14 protein-coding genes are annotated in these 14,596 nt (G+C 42.5%); 1 reads left to right on the plus strand and 13 read right to left on the minus strand.

The window, feature by feature from the left end; genetic code table 11:
- Window positions 1-2: 2 nt before the first annotated feature.
- From Len3610_RS10495 to Len3610_RS10555, 13 genes are all read right to left on the minus strand, one after another.
- Window positions 3-1,448 (minus strand): zinc ribbon domain-containing protein, encoded by a 1,446-nt coding sequence (locus tag Len3610_RS10495; protein WP_176447901.1) that lies wholly within the window; start codon window positions 1,446-1,448, stop codon window positions 3-5.
- Between the two features lie 72 nt (window positions 1,449-1,520).
- Window positions 1,521-1,841: a hypothetical protein gene (locus tag Len3610_RS10500; protein ID WP_176447902.1), complete on the minus strand. Its 321-nt coding sequence runs from the start codon at window positions 1,839-1,841 to the stop codon at window positions 1,521-1,523.
- Window positions 1,842-1,990: 149 nt separating this feature from the next.
- On the minus strand, window positions 1,991-2,407 hold the full coding sequence (locus Len3610_RS10505) for a hypothetical protein (RefSeq protein WP_176447903.1): 417 nt from the start codon (window positions 2,405-2,407) through the stop codon (window positions 1,991-1,993).
- A 124-nt stretch (window positions 2,408-2,531) separates the two neighbouring features.
- Window positions 2,532-3,554: a hypothetical protein gene (locus tag Len3610_RS10510; RefSeq protein WP_176447904.1), complete on the minus strand. Its 1,023-nt coding sequence runs from the start codon at window positions 3,552-3,554 to the stop codon at window positions 2,532-2,534.
- A 728-nt stretch (window positions 3,555-4,282) separates the two neighbouring features.
- Window positions 4,283-5,068, minus strand: a complete 786-nt coding sequence (locus Len3610_RS10515; RefSeq protein WP_176447905.1) for a carbon-nitrogen family hydrolase — start codon at window positions 5,066-5,068, stop codon at window positions 4,283-4,285.
- A 375-nt stretch (window positions 5,069-5,443) separates the two neighbouring features.
- On the minus strand, window positions 5,444-6,022 hold the full coding sequence (locus Len3610_RS10520; protein WP_255259560.1) for an ABC transporter permease: 579 nt from the start codon (window positions 6,020-6,022) through the stop codon (window positions 5,444-5,446).
- 70 nt (window positions 6,023-6,092) lie between these two features.
- A complete protein-coding gene (locus Len3610_RS10525) occupies window positions 6,093-6,983 on the minus strand; it encodes a glycine betaine ABC transporter substrate-binding protein (RefSeq protein WP_176447906.1) in 891 nt (296 codons plus the stop codon).
- Between the two features lie 2 nt (window positions 6,984-6,985).
- Complete coding sequence (locus tag Len3610_RS10530; RefSeq protein WP_176447907.1) at window positions 6,986-7,663, minus strand: ABC transporter permease; 678 nt, start codon at window positions 7,661-7,663, stop codon at window positions 6,986-6,988.
- Window positions 7,656-8,795 (minus strand): ABC transporter ATP-binding protein, encoded by a 1,140-nt coding sequence (locus Len3610_RS10535; RefSeq protein WP_176447908.1) that lies wholly within the window; start codon window positions 8,793-8,795, stop codon window positions 7,656-7,658. Before Len3610_RS10535 ends, Len3610_RS10530 begins: the two co-directional genes overlap by 8 nt.
- A gap of 584 nt (window positions 8,796-9,379) precedes the next feature.
- Window positions 9,380-9,733 (minus strand): DUF779 domain-containing protein, encoded by a 354-nt coding sequence (locus tag Len3610_RS10540; protein WP_176447909.1) that lies wholly within the window; start codon window positions 9,731-9,733, stop codon window positions 9,380-9,382.
- A gap of 69 nt (window positions 9,734-9,802) precedes the next feature.
- Window positions 9,803-11,323, minus strand: coding sequence for an acetaldehyde dehydrogenase ExaC (locus Len3610_RS10545; protein ID WP_176447910.1), 1,521 nt, complete (start codon window positions 11,321-11,323; stop codon window positions 9,803-9,805).
- 335 nt (window positions 11,324-11,658) lie between these two features.
- The gene (locus Len3610_RS10550; RefSeq protein ID WP_176447911.1) at window positions 11,659-11,844 is read right to left on the minus strand and encodes a cold-shock protein; all 186 of its coding nucleotides are present in this window, start codon (window positions 11,842-11,844) and stop codon (window positions 11,659-11,661) included.
- Window positions 11,845-11,978: 134 nt separating this feature from the next.
- Window positions 11,979-12,707: a Cof-type HAD-IIB family hydrolase gene (locus Len3610_RS10555; protein ID WP_176447912.1), complete on the minus strand. Its 729-nt coding sequence runs from the start codon at window positions 12,705-12,707 to the stop codon at window positions 11,979-11,981.
- A 200-nt stretch (window positions 12,708-12,907) separates the two neighbouring features.
- On the opposite strand from Len3610_RS10555, the gene Len3610_RS10560 reads away from it, so the two are divergent.
- Window positions 12,908-14,566, plus strand: a complete 1,659-nt coding sequence (locus tag Len3610_RS10560; protein WP_176447913.1) for an SLC13 family permease — start codon at window positions 12,908-12,910, stop codon at window positions 14,564-14,566.
- Window positions 14,567-14,596: the final 30 nt, after the last annotated feature.

A 14,596-nucleotide genomic window follows, 5' to 3' on the forward strand; every position in this document is an offset into this window, starting at 1 on the left:
GCCTAAAATATTTTTCGTGTCAGGGCACCGATTAATGCGGTAACCATGGCATAGATCATGCTGACAGCAAATGTTCGTATGATTTCAAAACCGGTAAAAAATGACATGTTATCATGTTCCATCTGTTGTGCCTGATGCTGAATTATCTGATTCATGGAGACATTAAAGGAAAAGAAAGTCATGATGACAGCGAAGACAATACTGTATACAACAATTGATTTCAGCATCTTTTGCTGCCCGGATGCCACCAATAGACGCCCGGTCATGATAAACAGTGCAGCTGTTATGATAATAAAAACAATCTCATTTGAATCGAAAAATTGCGGCGGTATGTCGTATGTCCAACCCATCGTTTCCGCATTGTTAGAGAAACCAGACAGGAAGGAAAACGTTGATTTTTCCTCAAAATCCGGATTATTGAGAACGAACGTATTCAAAACAGAAAAATTAAACAGGTAAACTGCCATCCGGACGATAAATACAGCATTCATAAGGTTGTCAATCATTGTTGCGTCTCCCATTTCTCCCCATTCCGCCGGTGGTTCATACTGAGCCGTTAAAAAGGAACTGATAACAAGCATCACGCCATAACCTGCCAGAAAAACAAATACCCCGTAATAGAGTGCCCGCTGATATACAAATACGCGCATCTTCTCTTTCAACCGGCCCTTTCGTAAAACCATGCTAGCGTAACTGAACATAAAACCGATAAATAGACCATTGACCAGAGCACTAAACGTATTAAAGGCAAATGATACTTGGTTATTTCCCTGATCAATATTCTCAGCTCCTGATAGCGGACTAATGATCACCAACAACATGGCATACCCTACGGCAACAAATATGGCTGCCTTCCACTCATCAATTAAAGGATGAAGCCACTTTATCAGAAATCCGCCGGCGATTAACGAAAGAACTGCAAATATCAAGATATAACTCATTCCGGCAGATATATAAATAATTTGCTGTGAAAACTGGTCATTCTCCATCGATATGGACAAGCTGGTCAAATTGGCAAAAAGCGTCATGTTCAACACATTTAAACTTTCCGGAGTAATCGGCAGCTGAGCATTCCAGAAGTCACCAGGTTCCGTATTGTCTCTTATCGCTCCCAGGATAATTTGACTGAGACCGAGCAGCATCACAATCGACAAAAACAATCCCGGCAGAACACTGCGTACGAGATTAAAATCAAAATATGTATGTCGTGAGAAGCGTGTTTTTGATGATTCATAGACATCAAGTGAGCTGCCACATTTCCCGCAATATCTTGCAGCGTTATGATTGATGATTGCCCCGCATGCGCTGCAGTATGATTGAGCTTGTAAACGCCCATGTGGTTCCTGCTGATACAGAGGATGTCCATCGTGCACACAATACAGCGCATGCGAGGCATTGGTTGTACCACAATGATTACAATCCAGAAAACTCCCCCCTTTTATCACCACTATACGCATCATATCAAAAAAGCTTATCCAATAGTTTATTATTTTCAAAAAGGTCTATTATTATATTTAAAATTAGCTCGTTTTCCAAAACGAAAATCTGCTGCCGCGATGCTCTTCTTTAATCAGATCCGGCTGTTTTTGGTGTGTTTTTTCAAGCGTTATTTGATAGTTCAGATCAAGTGCCTTGATAAATTTATAAAGTGTCACACCGGTTAATAAGACTTGAGCGATAATCATAATCGACACCATAGCTTCTATATTGATTAAAGCTGGTATGCCGAGTACCACAGCCTGGATAAGCGTTACTCCAAACGCCCTGAGCATAATCGTCAATGCAATCGTTATAATAGCTGCGACAAAAATGAATGCATAATCTTCCATGAACAGTTGCATTCTCATCACCTCCCGTTTTGCCTTTATTATAAATAGGGAGTATTGCCACAACCTTGACGTGAATCAATTTTTTATAAAATAGCAAAAGATTTTTCTATCTAAACCAATTTAACCGAAAAAAAGAAGCTTCCCAAAAATTAGGAGCTTCATTAAAGTAATTTCAATAATGCCTCAAATGTCTCTCTATCCCAATTATCAAGTGCTTTATCAATTAATCTTTTCACGTTCATGTGTTCAAGTTCATCGATAATAACTGAATTTTCATCATTATCCTGATAATATGGTTTGACAATCTCATGTAGCTGAACCAGGACATCCGGAATGGAAATAAGTTCATTTAATGTCATGTAGATGATTTCATTATCTTTTTCAAATGTAAACCGTGCTTCAAGATTTTCTACTTTTTGCGTGCTGCGGTTAATTCGGATCTCGCGCGACTCAGCCGGAACAAAACGATAGACTTGATTGTTCATAACCAGCGTAAAACTTTTATATCCCAAAATAACTTGAATATGACTATCAGACACATTAATGTAATATGGCTTCATCATCTTTACGGTCGTCATTATTTATCCCCCTTGTCATGAACATAATCTTAATTTTCTGTATTTTATTATACTATATAACGAACAATTCGACAAGTGAGAAAATAGAATATTAGCAAATATACCGCTGAGTAAATCAGCGATATCAACGGGGTAAACTTAATAGAATCTTCTGGACAGCATCATCTATATCCTTTTCAGTAATTAGATCCATATACTTCTCTTCTATTTGATCACGCTCCTGCCCCGCCATTTTCAAGTAACGAATGCCTTCTTTCATACAAGATTTATAACGGGTGTTCAGCTCACTGATCTCTGTTTCGAATTTCTCATCCGTGCCTGCCGCTACGAATTCTTCATATAAATCAACAATCACTTCCCCTTCACGTTTCGGGAAAAATTCATGCGGATCAGTGCTGTCAAATATACAAAAATCCAAGTCACGCACGAGTACCATATCAACGCTGCCCGGATCAAAACTGCAATAATATAACTCCACATCAAAGCCATGCTCTGTACAGGCTTCGGCAATTTTTTTCATGAACACCGATTTTCCTGTCCCGGCCCGGCCTTTGATGTAGTAGACATTTTTTATGTCTTGAATTAGGTGGGGGACAACATTGACGACACCATCGGCCGTATTAGTCCCGAAAAGTCTATTGTAAGTATGTGGCTCCTGATTCTGCTTTGGAACGTTATGAAGTAAATCATTTATGAATTCTGTTGTGAACGCATCAGCATGGTCAAAATCCATTTTATTAATATAAATCTCTTCCAGATCATCGTGGATTTTTAAGCCTTTTGAAAAGCTGTCGTATGCTTGTTGCGTAAGATTATCGACTTCCGTAAGATTCTGATCTTTGACGGGAAAAGTCTCTTCCAGATTGATCATCTCCGACCTTAAAGTTGCTATTCTGCTGTCAATGAATGCGATTGACTTATCACGGATAATGATGCCATCAAGGTATTGATCCCCAAGTGCACTTTCCAGGATTTCAACATTGCTGGTTTCATAATGATCGATTAACCTGTTAATGATTCCTGTTTTCAAACTTACCGATGGATGCTTCAGAGCAATAACCTGGTTAATGTCATGCAAGTTCGTATAAAGGTGATTGACGAAACCTTCAGCTGTATTGCCGGTAACATAGTAATGGATGTTTGTCATACCGGGCACCTCTTTCTGTGGTAATATAATGATTGCGCCTAATTAAATTATGTTTATGAAGAGGATTTGGTGATTAATTTTAAATGTTTTTCTTAGAATCAATTATTATGCCATCTTTACATTTTTCTCTATACCAAAAGTTCGGGGGTGTTGCCAAAACATTCCACTATGTTCAGATATAAGTTCTTAAAAATAACTATTCTGAAATTCCCATTCTATTAAAATATATGCTAAATGAACTACTGAGAATACTGAGATTACTGATAACGCAAGTATCTTTATCTATACCAAAATTCAGGATGGTGCCAAAACGTAAATGGTTTGCAAATGATCAGGGGCGTTGGGTAAATAGACCCAGGATGTAAATGTAATAAAATATTTATAACCGTACATTTAAAATATTGATATGACAGCGTTCATTTTATTTAATGCTGTTGTTTCATGGTCGCACACATACCCAGGCGATGAAATCGATTCAAAATTGGGTGTATAATCACCTGGATATTTTTACCAAAAGAAAAGCCAGAATTTAAATATTTTTATCTTTATGAACATGGCAGTATGTATATTTTTCTTTCTAATTGGATCATTAATAGAGGTTTTAGCAGATATTGGCCTATTTAATTTAGTTCAACAACTACCAATCGAATGTTTTTCCAAACTGTTAATCATTACTCTACCATACCTCCTACACAAAAAATGCACACCCCACAAAAACTCCTCAAAACCTAATACCTATCCTCCCGCCTATCCTGAAAAATCGGTATCCTGCTTCTGACTTCATCCACCTTATCCAAATCAATTTCAGTCAGAATCATCTTTTCATGATCATTGGCTTCCGCAACAATTTCACCCCAAGGATCGACGACAAGCGACATGCCGCCGAATTCGTTTTTCGGATCTTCTCCCACGCGATTACAGGCGACAACATAACATTGATTTTCGATCGCGCGGGCCTGCAGCAGTACGCGCCAATAGTCGATACGTGGTTTTGGCCATTCCGCTACAACATACATAATCTTCGCACCATTCAATGCTGATTTGCGTATCCATTCAGGGAAACGGATGTCATAGCAGATGAATCCCGCTGATGGGACACCGTTTAATTCGAATTCCGCCTCATCTTGTCCTTCAACCAGATGCAAGTGTTCATCCATCAGCTGGAATAAATGCAGCTTGCTGTACTTGTGAACGAGCTCACCATTTTGATCAACGACAAGCATCGTATTTCGCATACCATCCTCAGTCTGTTCGGCGACAGATCCGCCGACAATGACAACGTTCAATTCTTTGGCCAGATCACTCAAGAACTCAATCGTTGCTTTGGCATCCTTGTCTGCCAGCACATCAAAACGTGATAAATCATAACCTGTATCCCATAACTCCGGCAACACGACTATATCCGCACCACTGTTCGTCGCAGCATCCATTACCCATTTGGAAACACGAGCAAAATTGACTTTTGGATCACCATATGTCACATCCATCTGTATCAGTGCAACTTTCTTTTTCATCGTCAAGTACCTCCTAAAACTAGCCTTCTTCTACTATTACAATCGAAACTTTTATGGAAAAGGGGGCATGAAAGTTAAATTTAAAATTATTTCTTTAATGACGCCCCCAAACCAGGTTTTCTAACGATTATAGTAGTGAGAAAGGGTATTCTAATTAAAACGTACCATAAGTACAGTGCAAAAAAAATCGTCTTGCCGCTTTTGGAACAATAATTTTTCTGCACTTGCAGGTAATCGATGTGATATTGTGATATAGAAAACCACTTTTTGAGGCGGGGATATTACTCCCTCTTATATGCTGGACAAAAAATACTGCTTACCCCAGCAACCCAAGGTAAGCAGCAATTTTCCTTAAACATATATCCAGGCTAACGATCACCGTTTCGCCTCAATACGCTTCTGTGTCAGTCCCAGCAAATAATCGGCGAGGATAGCAAGTGCCGCGGCGAAAATGGCACCACCGAATATTTTTTCCGTATCCCGTACGTTGATGCCGGATACGATTTCACTGCCTAATCCACCGCCGCCGATAAATGGTGCGAGGGTTGCTACACCAATTCCGATGATCAGTGCAATTCGCAGTCCGGCCAGTACAAATGGAAGCGATAAGGGAAACTTCACCTTAAACAACAACTGCAGGCGGGTCATCCCCATACCGGTTCCAGCCTCAACGGAACCTTTATCCACTTCCTTCAGGCCGACAGCCGTATTCCGGATAATCGGCAGAAGCGAGTACAGAAAGAGGCCGATCACAACCGTGTTAAATCCAAGCCCGAAGATAATCATCAATACTGCAAGCAGGGCAAGACTTGGAATGACCTGGATCATATTGGCAAGCGCCAGGATAACCGACTCGAATTTTTTATTCTTTGTACATAGAATACCAAGGGGGATGCCGACGATTAATGCAAACAAAATCCCAAGCAGAACCATTAAAATATGTTCATAGGTCATCCCCAAGAGCCCCATGAAGTTTCCTGAAAGGTACTCAAAAAAACTGCTCAGTGCATCCACGATTTATCACCTACTCCAGTAAGCCTTGTTCTTCCAGATAATCCTGGGCAACGTCTTCTATTTCTTCGCCATCAAGATCAACCCTTCCATTCAGGTCGCCAATCGTTTCCTCATCAAAGCTGCCGATTAACGGTTCGATAGCATCGGCAATTCCCGGATGCTCATCCAATACGTCGTTTCGTACGACAGGTGCTGCATCATATGGCGGGAAGAAGCTTTCGTCATCCTCCAGAATTTTCAAATCATATGCGACAATACGCGGGTCTGTTGAATAGGCAAGTACAACATCCACTTCCCCATTATTGACTGCATCGTAAACAAGGCCGATTTCCATTGGGTTTGTATTGCCAAATTCAAAATTATACGTGTCGATGAAGGCAGGGTAGCCATCGTTTTCGCGTTCCAGCCATGCCGTGTCAAATCCGGCGCTGAATTCCCCCGCAATTCCTTCCAAGTCGGATACTTGTTCCAGGTCGTATTCATCGGCAATATCCTCACGTACGGTAAATGCGTATGTGTTGGCATATCCTAAACCGTCAAAAAACGTAAAATTGAAATCTTCGCCGCTAAAGAAATCTTTCGCCTGCTGTAATGTAGCGTCCGAATCTTCCGGGTTTTCGATATCGGTAAACGATGAAATCGCGGTTCCCGTAAACTGGGTCGACATATCAATGTCTCCACCTTGCATGCCTTCAAGCACAATTGGACTTGTCGCCATGTCCGGGGTTATCTCGACAGAAAGATCCGTTTCCTGTTCAATCAGGTCCTTATACATATGGGCAAGAATTTTTGTTTCCGTGTACGTCTGTGCTCCGATCGTGATCGTCCCACTACCTGAACAAGCCGCAAGTGGTACGACCAAAAACATGACTAAAGCCGAAAAAATACCAAATTTCTTCATATTTACTCCTCCATTTGCATAATCTTTTGTTCTGAACTCTCCCGTTTCACAAAAACTTTTTCCAATCGTCCGAATAAGAAATCAACAACAAGGGCCAATACCATGGCTATAATGGCTGCTGCCAAAATTAACGGTTTGTCATTGACACCCATTCCACCAATAATCAACTGTCCCAGTCCGCCGGCACCGATTAAAGCCGCCAGGGTAGCCCAGTTGATAATATAGACCGCCGTTAACCTGATGCCGGACATGATATACGGCATTGCCAACGGAACTTCAATTTGAATCATCCGCTGCAGAGGACTATACCCCATCCCCTTTGCAGATTCAATAATACCGTGATCGATGGATTCAAAGGCAGCATATGTATTGCGCAGAATAGGCATTAACGAGTATAGAAACAGTGCAATAATAGCTGGTTGTAAACCGATGCCAATCAGGGGAATGAAAATAGCCAGCATCGCAAGACTCGGGATTGTCTGAAAAATATTGGTGATGGTAAATACGATAGACTGAATCCATTTGTAGGACGTTTTAGAGAGAAAAATACCAAGCGGAATCGCCACAAGACACCCAAGCAAAATGGCTGCGCCCGAAATGAGCGCGTGTATCCACAGGGCATCGAAAATATCAGCAGAACGTTCGACGAATACATAGAAATAATCACTGAAACTATGCATTGTAGGCCCACCTCTCCTGGGCGTATATGTCCCGCATATGGCCGACAATACTTCCGCGCGTCAGAAGACCGGCTAGTGTATTATCTGCATTGACAACCGGAATATAGGATAACTTGGATTCATCCAGAATGCGTACGGCATCCGCCAGCAATGCATCAGACCCCGTAGTGTGGGTAAATGACTGGACAATATCCTTTACCTGTTTTGTTTCATTATCGAATTCCCTTGATACATCATAAATCGAAACATAGCCCTCTATCCTGTTATCATCATCCACAACAACGAGGGAATCGACTTGCTTCTTCTCCATCATGTTCATCGCAACGGCAAGACCCCGGTATAGCAGAATAGTGGCCGGCTTTTGTACCATGACATCGGCAACAGTCGGCATGTCCATCGCTTTTTTCAAGCGCTTTTTCCCGATAAAGTTTTTCACAAAATCATTTGCCGGACGTCGTAAAATTTCTTCCGGACTGCCATGCTGAATAATCCGGCCATCCCGCATCAACACGATTTTGTCCGCAATTTTCAGCGCCTCATCCATGTCATGCGTCACAAAAACAATCGACTTTTGAATATCTTTCTGCAGGTGAATCAGTTCTTCCTGAAGCTGCTCACGACTGATAGGGTCAAGTGCACTGAATGGCTCATCCATTAAAATGATTCCCGGTTCGGCGGCAAGCGCCCTGATAACCCCGATGCGCTGCTGCTGTCCGCCGCTTAATTCAGAAGGATAACGCTCTTTGTACACTTTCGGGTCAAGCCCGACAAGCTCAAGCAATTCATCTACACGTGCGTCGATTTGCGTTTTATCCCATTTTAATAAATTTGGTACAACTCCGACGTTCCGTGCAATGGTCATATGGGGGAACAAGCCGATATGCTGAATCACATACCCGATTTCCCGTCGCAATTCGACCGTATTGATCTGTGAAATGTCTTTTCCATCGATGAAAATGCTTCCTTTCGTCGGGGTAATCAAACGGTTAATCAATTTCATGGTCGTCGTTTTCCCGCAGCCGCTCGGCCCGATTAAAACCGTAATTTCCCCATCTTCGCACGTCAGGTTAATATCTTTTAAAACATCATTTCCACCTTCGAAATTCTTATAAATAGTTTTGAACTCGATCATGTTGTCTCACCACCTTTAAAGTACATTTCTGCAACATTTGTGTACGCTTTTAACAAAAAATTTCCCCTTTCCTGATTGAATCTTTGAATCTGCCATGACGAATGACGGGGGTCTCCACCTCACACTATTTCACACGTTTCATTAAAATAATTAACAAATTATTTTTTGAAATAGCTACATTAATATCGTAATAGTTTGTAGAATATTGTCAACTGCTGCTAGTATGTATTTCCTATTTATATGACTGTATTTTTACGATTTAACGCTCTCATTCTTGTTAAAATGGCATATTTCTTTATAATTCACTGGATTCCGGACTATTGGCCATATCAGCCATCCGAATGAACACGTCTGCCAACACCTCAGGAAACACCCACAACAATGGTTGAAGCGGTGGAACAGGCAAAATGATTCATCGTCAGAAAGCCGTATCGAAAACATAAACGTTGCAGCAGATTTACAAGGTCAGCCAAATGCCATTCACTATGGCGTATGCACTGCCACATGGTTTAATCCGGATTATCAGGGCGCACAAAAAAATCCATGCAGTGTACAAATGTACAAGCCTGCATGGATTATCTTTTCTAATTTAGCGCTTTCCGTTCATCTTCACTGAAGACTCTGGACCGCGTTAAGAACCGTTTTCCTTCTGGTCCTTCCAGTGAGAACATCCCGCCGCGGCCGTCAACGGCATCAATAATGAGCTGGGTGTGTTTCCAGTATTCATATTGATCTTTGGATATATAGAAAGGTGTTTCGCCAATTTCACCGAGCAGGACGTCTGATTCACCAACGCGGAATTCGCCCCGCGGGTAGCACATCGGTGAGCTGCCATCACAACAGCCGCCTGATTGATGGAACATGAGCGGCCCATGTGTTTCAGTCAGGGTATCAATCAGTTTCAACGCTTCGTCCGTCGCCGTTACACGTTCGACCATTTGTCACACCCTTTCAGTACAGTTTATGCACGTAAATATTTTCCGGTATTTTCATTCATCCGGAACAATTTAAAACAGCCCTGCCGGATCTTCACTGTAACTGATTAATAGATTTTTAGTCTGCTGATAATGATCAAGCATCATCAAATGATTCTCACGGCCGATGCCGGATTTCTTGTAGCCGCCGAACGCCGCATGTGCCGGATACTGATGGTAGCAGTTCGTCCAGATGCGTCCGGCTTCAATACCGCGACCGAAACGATAAGCCGTATTGATATTCCGCGTCCAGACGCCAGCCCCTAATCCGTACAATGTGTCATTGGCGATTTCCATTGCCTCATCGTCGTCACTGAATGTTGTGACTGCCAATACAGGCCCGAAAATCTCTTCCTGGAAGATGCGCATTTTGTTGTCACCTTTAAAGATTGTCGGCTCAATATAATAACCATCTTCCATATCACCGTCAAGCTGATTGACGCCACCGCCGACGAGCACTTCTGCGCCTTCCTGTTCACCAATATCGAGATACGATTTGATTTTCTCCATCTGCTCCTGAGAGGCTTGAGCGCCCATCATTGTTTCAGTATCAAGCGGATGGCCGATTTTGATTTCATTAACCCGTTTGATTGCACGCTCCATAAATTCATCATAAATCGATTCATGAACGAGTGCTCTTGACGGACACGTGCAGACTTCACCCTGGTTCAGAGCAAACATAACCAGTCCTTCAATGGCCTTATCCAGAAATCCGTCATCTTTATCCATCACATCCGGGAAGAAGATGTTTGGTGATTTGCCGCCGAGTTCAAGTGTGACCGGGATAATATTTTCCGATGCGTATTGCATAATCAGTCTTCCTGTTGTTGTTTCACCAGTGAATGCAACTTTGGAAATCCGGCTGTTGGATGCAATCGGTTTTCCGGCCTCCACGCCAAATCCATTGACAATGTTGAGCACGCCAGCTGGCAGGAGGTCTTTAATCAGATCAAGCAGTACATGAATCGATGCCGGTGTCTGCTCAGCCGGTTTCAGGACGACACAATTACCTGCTGCGAGTGCCGGAGCCAACTTCCATGTCGCCATTAAAATCGGAAAGTTCCATGGGATGATTTGCCCGACAACACCAAGCGGCTCATGAAAATGATAGGCGACCGTATCATTATCGATTTGACTGATGCCGCCTTCCTGTGCCCGAATCGCTCCGGCAAAATAGCGGAAATGATCGATCGCCAACGGTATGTCAGCTGCCAATCCTTCCCTGACCGCTTTACCGTTATCCCATGTTTCGGCTACTGCCAGCATTTCCGTATTTTCTTCCATCCGGTCTGCAATTTTGTTAAGAATATTTGCCCGTTCTGCTACAGAGGTTTTTCCCCAAGTGTCCTTCGCAGCGTATCCGGCATCAACCGCTGCTTCCACGTCCTCTTTTGTTGACCTGGCAAGTTCACAAAATACGTTTCCCGTCACTGGGCTCACATTTTCAAAATACTTTCCATTTGCCGGTGGACGATATTCTCCGCCGATATAATTGTCATATCGTTGCTGAAAATGTACTAAGGCACCTTCCGTGTTCGGATTGGCATACTGCATTCCGACATTCCTCCCCATTTTTTGTAATCGGTTACATATTTTTTGATGAATGACTCTGGATGGGTTCTCTTGTTCAAATTATACAACTGAATTTAGAATTATGCCAACAATTTGTTTTCTTGATACAATGAAACTTGATCCCTGAATTCATCTCCACACGCATGAAGTGGGATTTTAATGGCAGTTTTTTTATATGATGGGTAAAGAAAAAAGCCACCTTTACCGTAATAGATGGCTTGAGTTGATATGGGCAATATGACACCCATACATACGAAAAGATGCCTGAGGCGACATCCTGGTTTAATAAATATTAAATGGTTATGGATTAATGCGCGTTAATCTTCCAATTCAGGGAGAACACGAACTTCTCTGTCCATTGACGATTGACAAAGCGGACATTCAGGTTCCTCATTGAAACTGAAGGATTCTCTCATCCAGCCTGCACAGTCTTCATTCGTACATGACCATACATTCGTTTCCACTTCTGGAACGGGTTGTTTTCGCCCACGGGAAAATGACATAACAGCATCCCCTTTCATGGTATTATAGCTATTATACGCCTTTTTCATGAAGTTGTAAAATTTTGCTTTCTAAGATGGGCGCTGTTACAGTATATGTTTGAAATGGACAAATAGAAGTAAATCCTTACTGAATTTTATAGAACAAATTTTTCAATCGCTTTCCCGGCGCCATCCTGGTCATTCGTATCCGTGACATAATCAGCAACATTTTTGATTGCTTCCTGGGCATTTCCCATCGCAATACCGACGCCTGCTTCCTGAATCATTTTAATATCATTCAGGCTGTCACCTGCTGCCATGACATTAGCCATCGTTATGCCGAGTTCCTCGCACACGTTATGAAGCGCACTTGCTTTACTAACGCCTTTAGGGTTCACTTCGATGTTCATTGGCAATGAATTCGTCAGTTCAAGATCATCATAATGGGAAAGTTGCTTGACAAGTGTATCCAATTTTTCTGATTCATTGGTATCACAGCCAAATTTGAGCCATTCAAAGGCATCAAAATCATCCGGCCTTGTACCATACCAAACGCTGTCAGTCGAAACCATCCACGTGTTCAACTCCATATCCTGCGCAAGTTCCCACATTAACTTAATTCGCTCAGGATCAAGCAAATGGCGTTCTTTCAATTTTTTATCAATCGTCCAAATTTCGCCGCCATTGCATGTTATGAGGAAAGACTTTAAATTCAGCGATTCAGCGTAAGGATAACATGAACCCAGCCAGCGTCCGGTACTCAGCACAACATCCACGCCTTGTGCCAAAGCTTGTGCGATTTTTTCCTGATTAAAATCGGAAACAGCCTGCTCACTATTTAATAATGTCCCATCCATATCCAATGCAATCAATTTTATATCCATTTAGACGCTCCTTTTTATGTATAACTCCTGATTATAAAACGTCAACACCCGTTTATTGTAATATATTTCGTGATGCCAAGCAATCGAACCTTATACCAAAATAGTTTACCTGACGTTGAATTTTCTCTTATAATATAGGATATTTCGATAACTGTTATCGGTTTCAATTTTTATCATTTTATAAAAAAAGGAGGAAATGTATGCTAACTGCTGCATGGAACTGGCTATGGGACAAACATGACCAGGCGAAAGAGCTGCTTAGTTTTTTCGTGCGGCCGAATGAATCAAAAATCAAATCTGACAACACGAATCCAAACAGCACCAAAGAATCAAGCGGTGGGAATGGCGGGAATAAAAACCGTTCCTACACACCTGCGCAATTCATCGGATTAATATTGGGACCTGCCCTTTTTACCGTTACCTTATTATTTTTCCAGCCGGAGGGACTATCGGGCGCCGGTCAGGCTGTACTGGCCAGCACATTATGGATTGCTGTCTGGTGGATGACCGAGGCAATACCGATACCGGTCACATCGCTCCTGCCAATCATTCTTTTCCCGCTGACAGGCGGACTGGATATCGGGCTGGCAACATCATCATATGGTGATGATACTATCTTTCTGTTTATGGGCGGTTTTATGATTGCACTCGCTATGGAAAAATGGAATCTTCACAAACGGATTGCATTGACAATCATTTCGATTATCGGAACCAATACAGAACGAATCATTCTTGGTTTTATGGTAGCAACGGGATTTTTGTCAATGTGGATTTCCAATACGGCAACAGCGATGATGATGGTACCGATTGGACTTGCCATCATTTATCAGGTTTCCGACCAGTTAAAGAATGACGACGCAATTGATACCTCCGTGGAAAATTTCGGATTCGGCAAAGCCCTTATGCTGGCGATTGCCTATTCCGCTTCTGTCGGCGGTATTTCGACTCTGATTGGAACACCGCCAAACACAGCACTGGCTGGTTTCGTCAGTACGACATACGGGGTTGAGATATCATTTGCCGGATGGATGCTGTTTGGTGTACCGGTAGCCTGGCTGTTTATTTTTGTTATATGGTTTTATTTGGTAAAAGTGGCATATCCGCAAAAAATAAGTCAGCTTCCCGGCGGACGGGAGATAATCCAGGAGCAAAAAAATGAACTTGGCAAAGCATCTTTTGAGGAAAAGGGCGTGCTTGTTGTATTCATTTTAGCTGCCCTTGCATGGATGACCCGGTCATTTGTCCTGACTGAATTTGTGAATGAAAATATTAACGATGCGATTATAGCCATGACAGCTGCCGTTATCCTGTTTATCATTCCGGCTAAAAACAAAGAAGGTGACCATTTACTGGACTGGAATTCAGCGGTCAAACTTCCATGGGGGATTCTGCTGCTGTTTGGGGGAGGTCTTGCCATCGCGAGCGGATTTACAGAATCAGGCTTATCTGAATGGATCGGGAACCAGCTTACGGTTTTGGAAGGTATTCATTTAGTCATTGTATTACTCACCGTTGCCGGTATGGTTATTTTCCTGACAGAAATAACGTCCAATACTGCTACAGCCAATATGATGTATCCGATCATGGCATCGCTTGCGGTTGCACTCGGTGTCCATCCATTCGCGGTAATGGTTGCTGCAGCTGTTGCCGCCTCCAGTGCCTTCATGCTGCCCGTGGCTACACCGCCAAACGCTGTCGTGTTCGGCTCCGGCTACTTGCGGATTCCGGATATGGCCAAAGCAGGCTTTGCCTTGAACCTTTTCGGCGTCCTGTTAGTCGCACTCGCCATTTATTTCTGGCTCCCTGTAGCATGGGGCATCGATTTGACTGAAATACCGGACATGATGACAAACAACTGATCAGCCAAAAGACAGGAAAACCCCATATGG

Source organism: Lentibacillus sp. CBA3610, assembly GCF_013373365.1.
Taxonomy (GTDB): Bacteria; Bacillota; Bacilli; order Bacillales; family Amphibacillaceae; genus Lentibacillus.

Coding starts and splice junctions, on each gene's coding strand:
- Len3610_RS10540 (WP_176447909.1), bottom strand. CDS start 9,733: ATGGTCGAACGTGTAACGGCGACGGACGAAGCGTTGAAACTGATTGAT.
- Len3610_RS10550 (WP_176447911.1), bottom strand. CDS start 11,844: ATGTCATTTTCCCGTGGGCGAAAACAACCCGTTCCAGAAGTGGAAACG.
- Len3610_RS10500 (WP_176447902.1), bottom strand. CDS start 1,841: ATGCAACTGTTCATGGAAGATTATGCATTCATTTTTGTCGCAGCTATT.
- Len3610_RS10515 (WP_176447905.1), bottom strand. CDS start 5,068: ATGAAAAAGAAAGTTGCACTGATACAGATGGATGTGACATATGGTGAT.
- Len3610_RS10555 (WP_176447912.1), bottom strand. CDS start 12,707: ATGGATATAAAATTGATTGCATTGGATATGGATGGGACATTATTAAAT.
- Len3610_RS10525 (WP_176447906.1), bottom strand. CDS start 6,983: ATGAAGAAATTTGGTATTTTTTCGGCTTTAGTCATGTTTTTGGTCGTA.
- Len3610_RS10530 (WP_176447907.1), bottom strand. CDS start 7,663: ATGCATAGTTTCAGTGATTATTTCTATGTATTCGTCGAACGTTCTGCT.
- Len3610_RS10560 (WP_176447913.1), top strand. CDS start 12,908: ATGCTAACTGCTGCATGGAACTGGCTATGGGACAAACATGACCAGGCG.
- Len3610_RS10535 (WP_176447908.1), bottom strand. CDS start 8,795: ATGATCGAGTTCAAAACTATTTATAAGAATTTCGAAGGTGGAAATGAT.
- Len3610_RS10520 (WP_255259560.1), bottom strand. CDS start 6,022: ATGACCTATGAACATATTTTAATGGTTCTGCTTGGGATTTTGTTTGCA.
- Len3610_RS10505 (WP_176447903.1), bottom strand. CDS start 2,407: ATGACGACCGTAAAGATGATGAAGCCATATTACATTAATGTGTCTGAT.
- Len3610_RS10545 (WP_176447910.1), bottom strand. CDS start 11,323: ATGCAGTATGCCAATCCGAACACGGAAGGTGCCTTAGTACATTTTCAG.
- Len3610_RS10510 (WP_176447904.1), bottom strand. CDS start 3,554: ATGACAAACATCCATTACTATGTTACCGGCAATACAGCTGAAGGTTTC.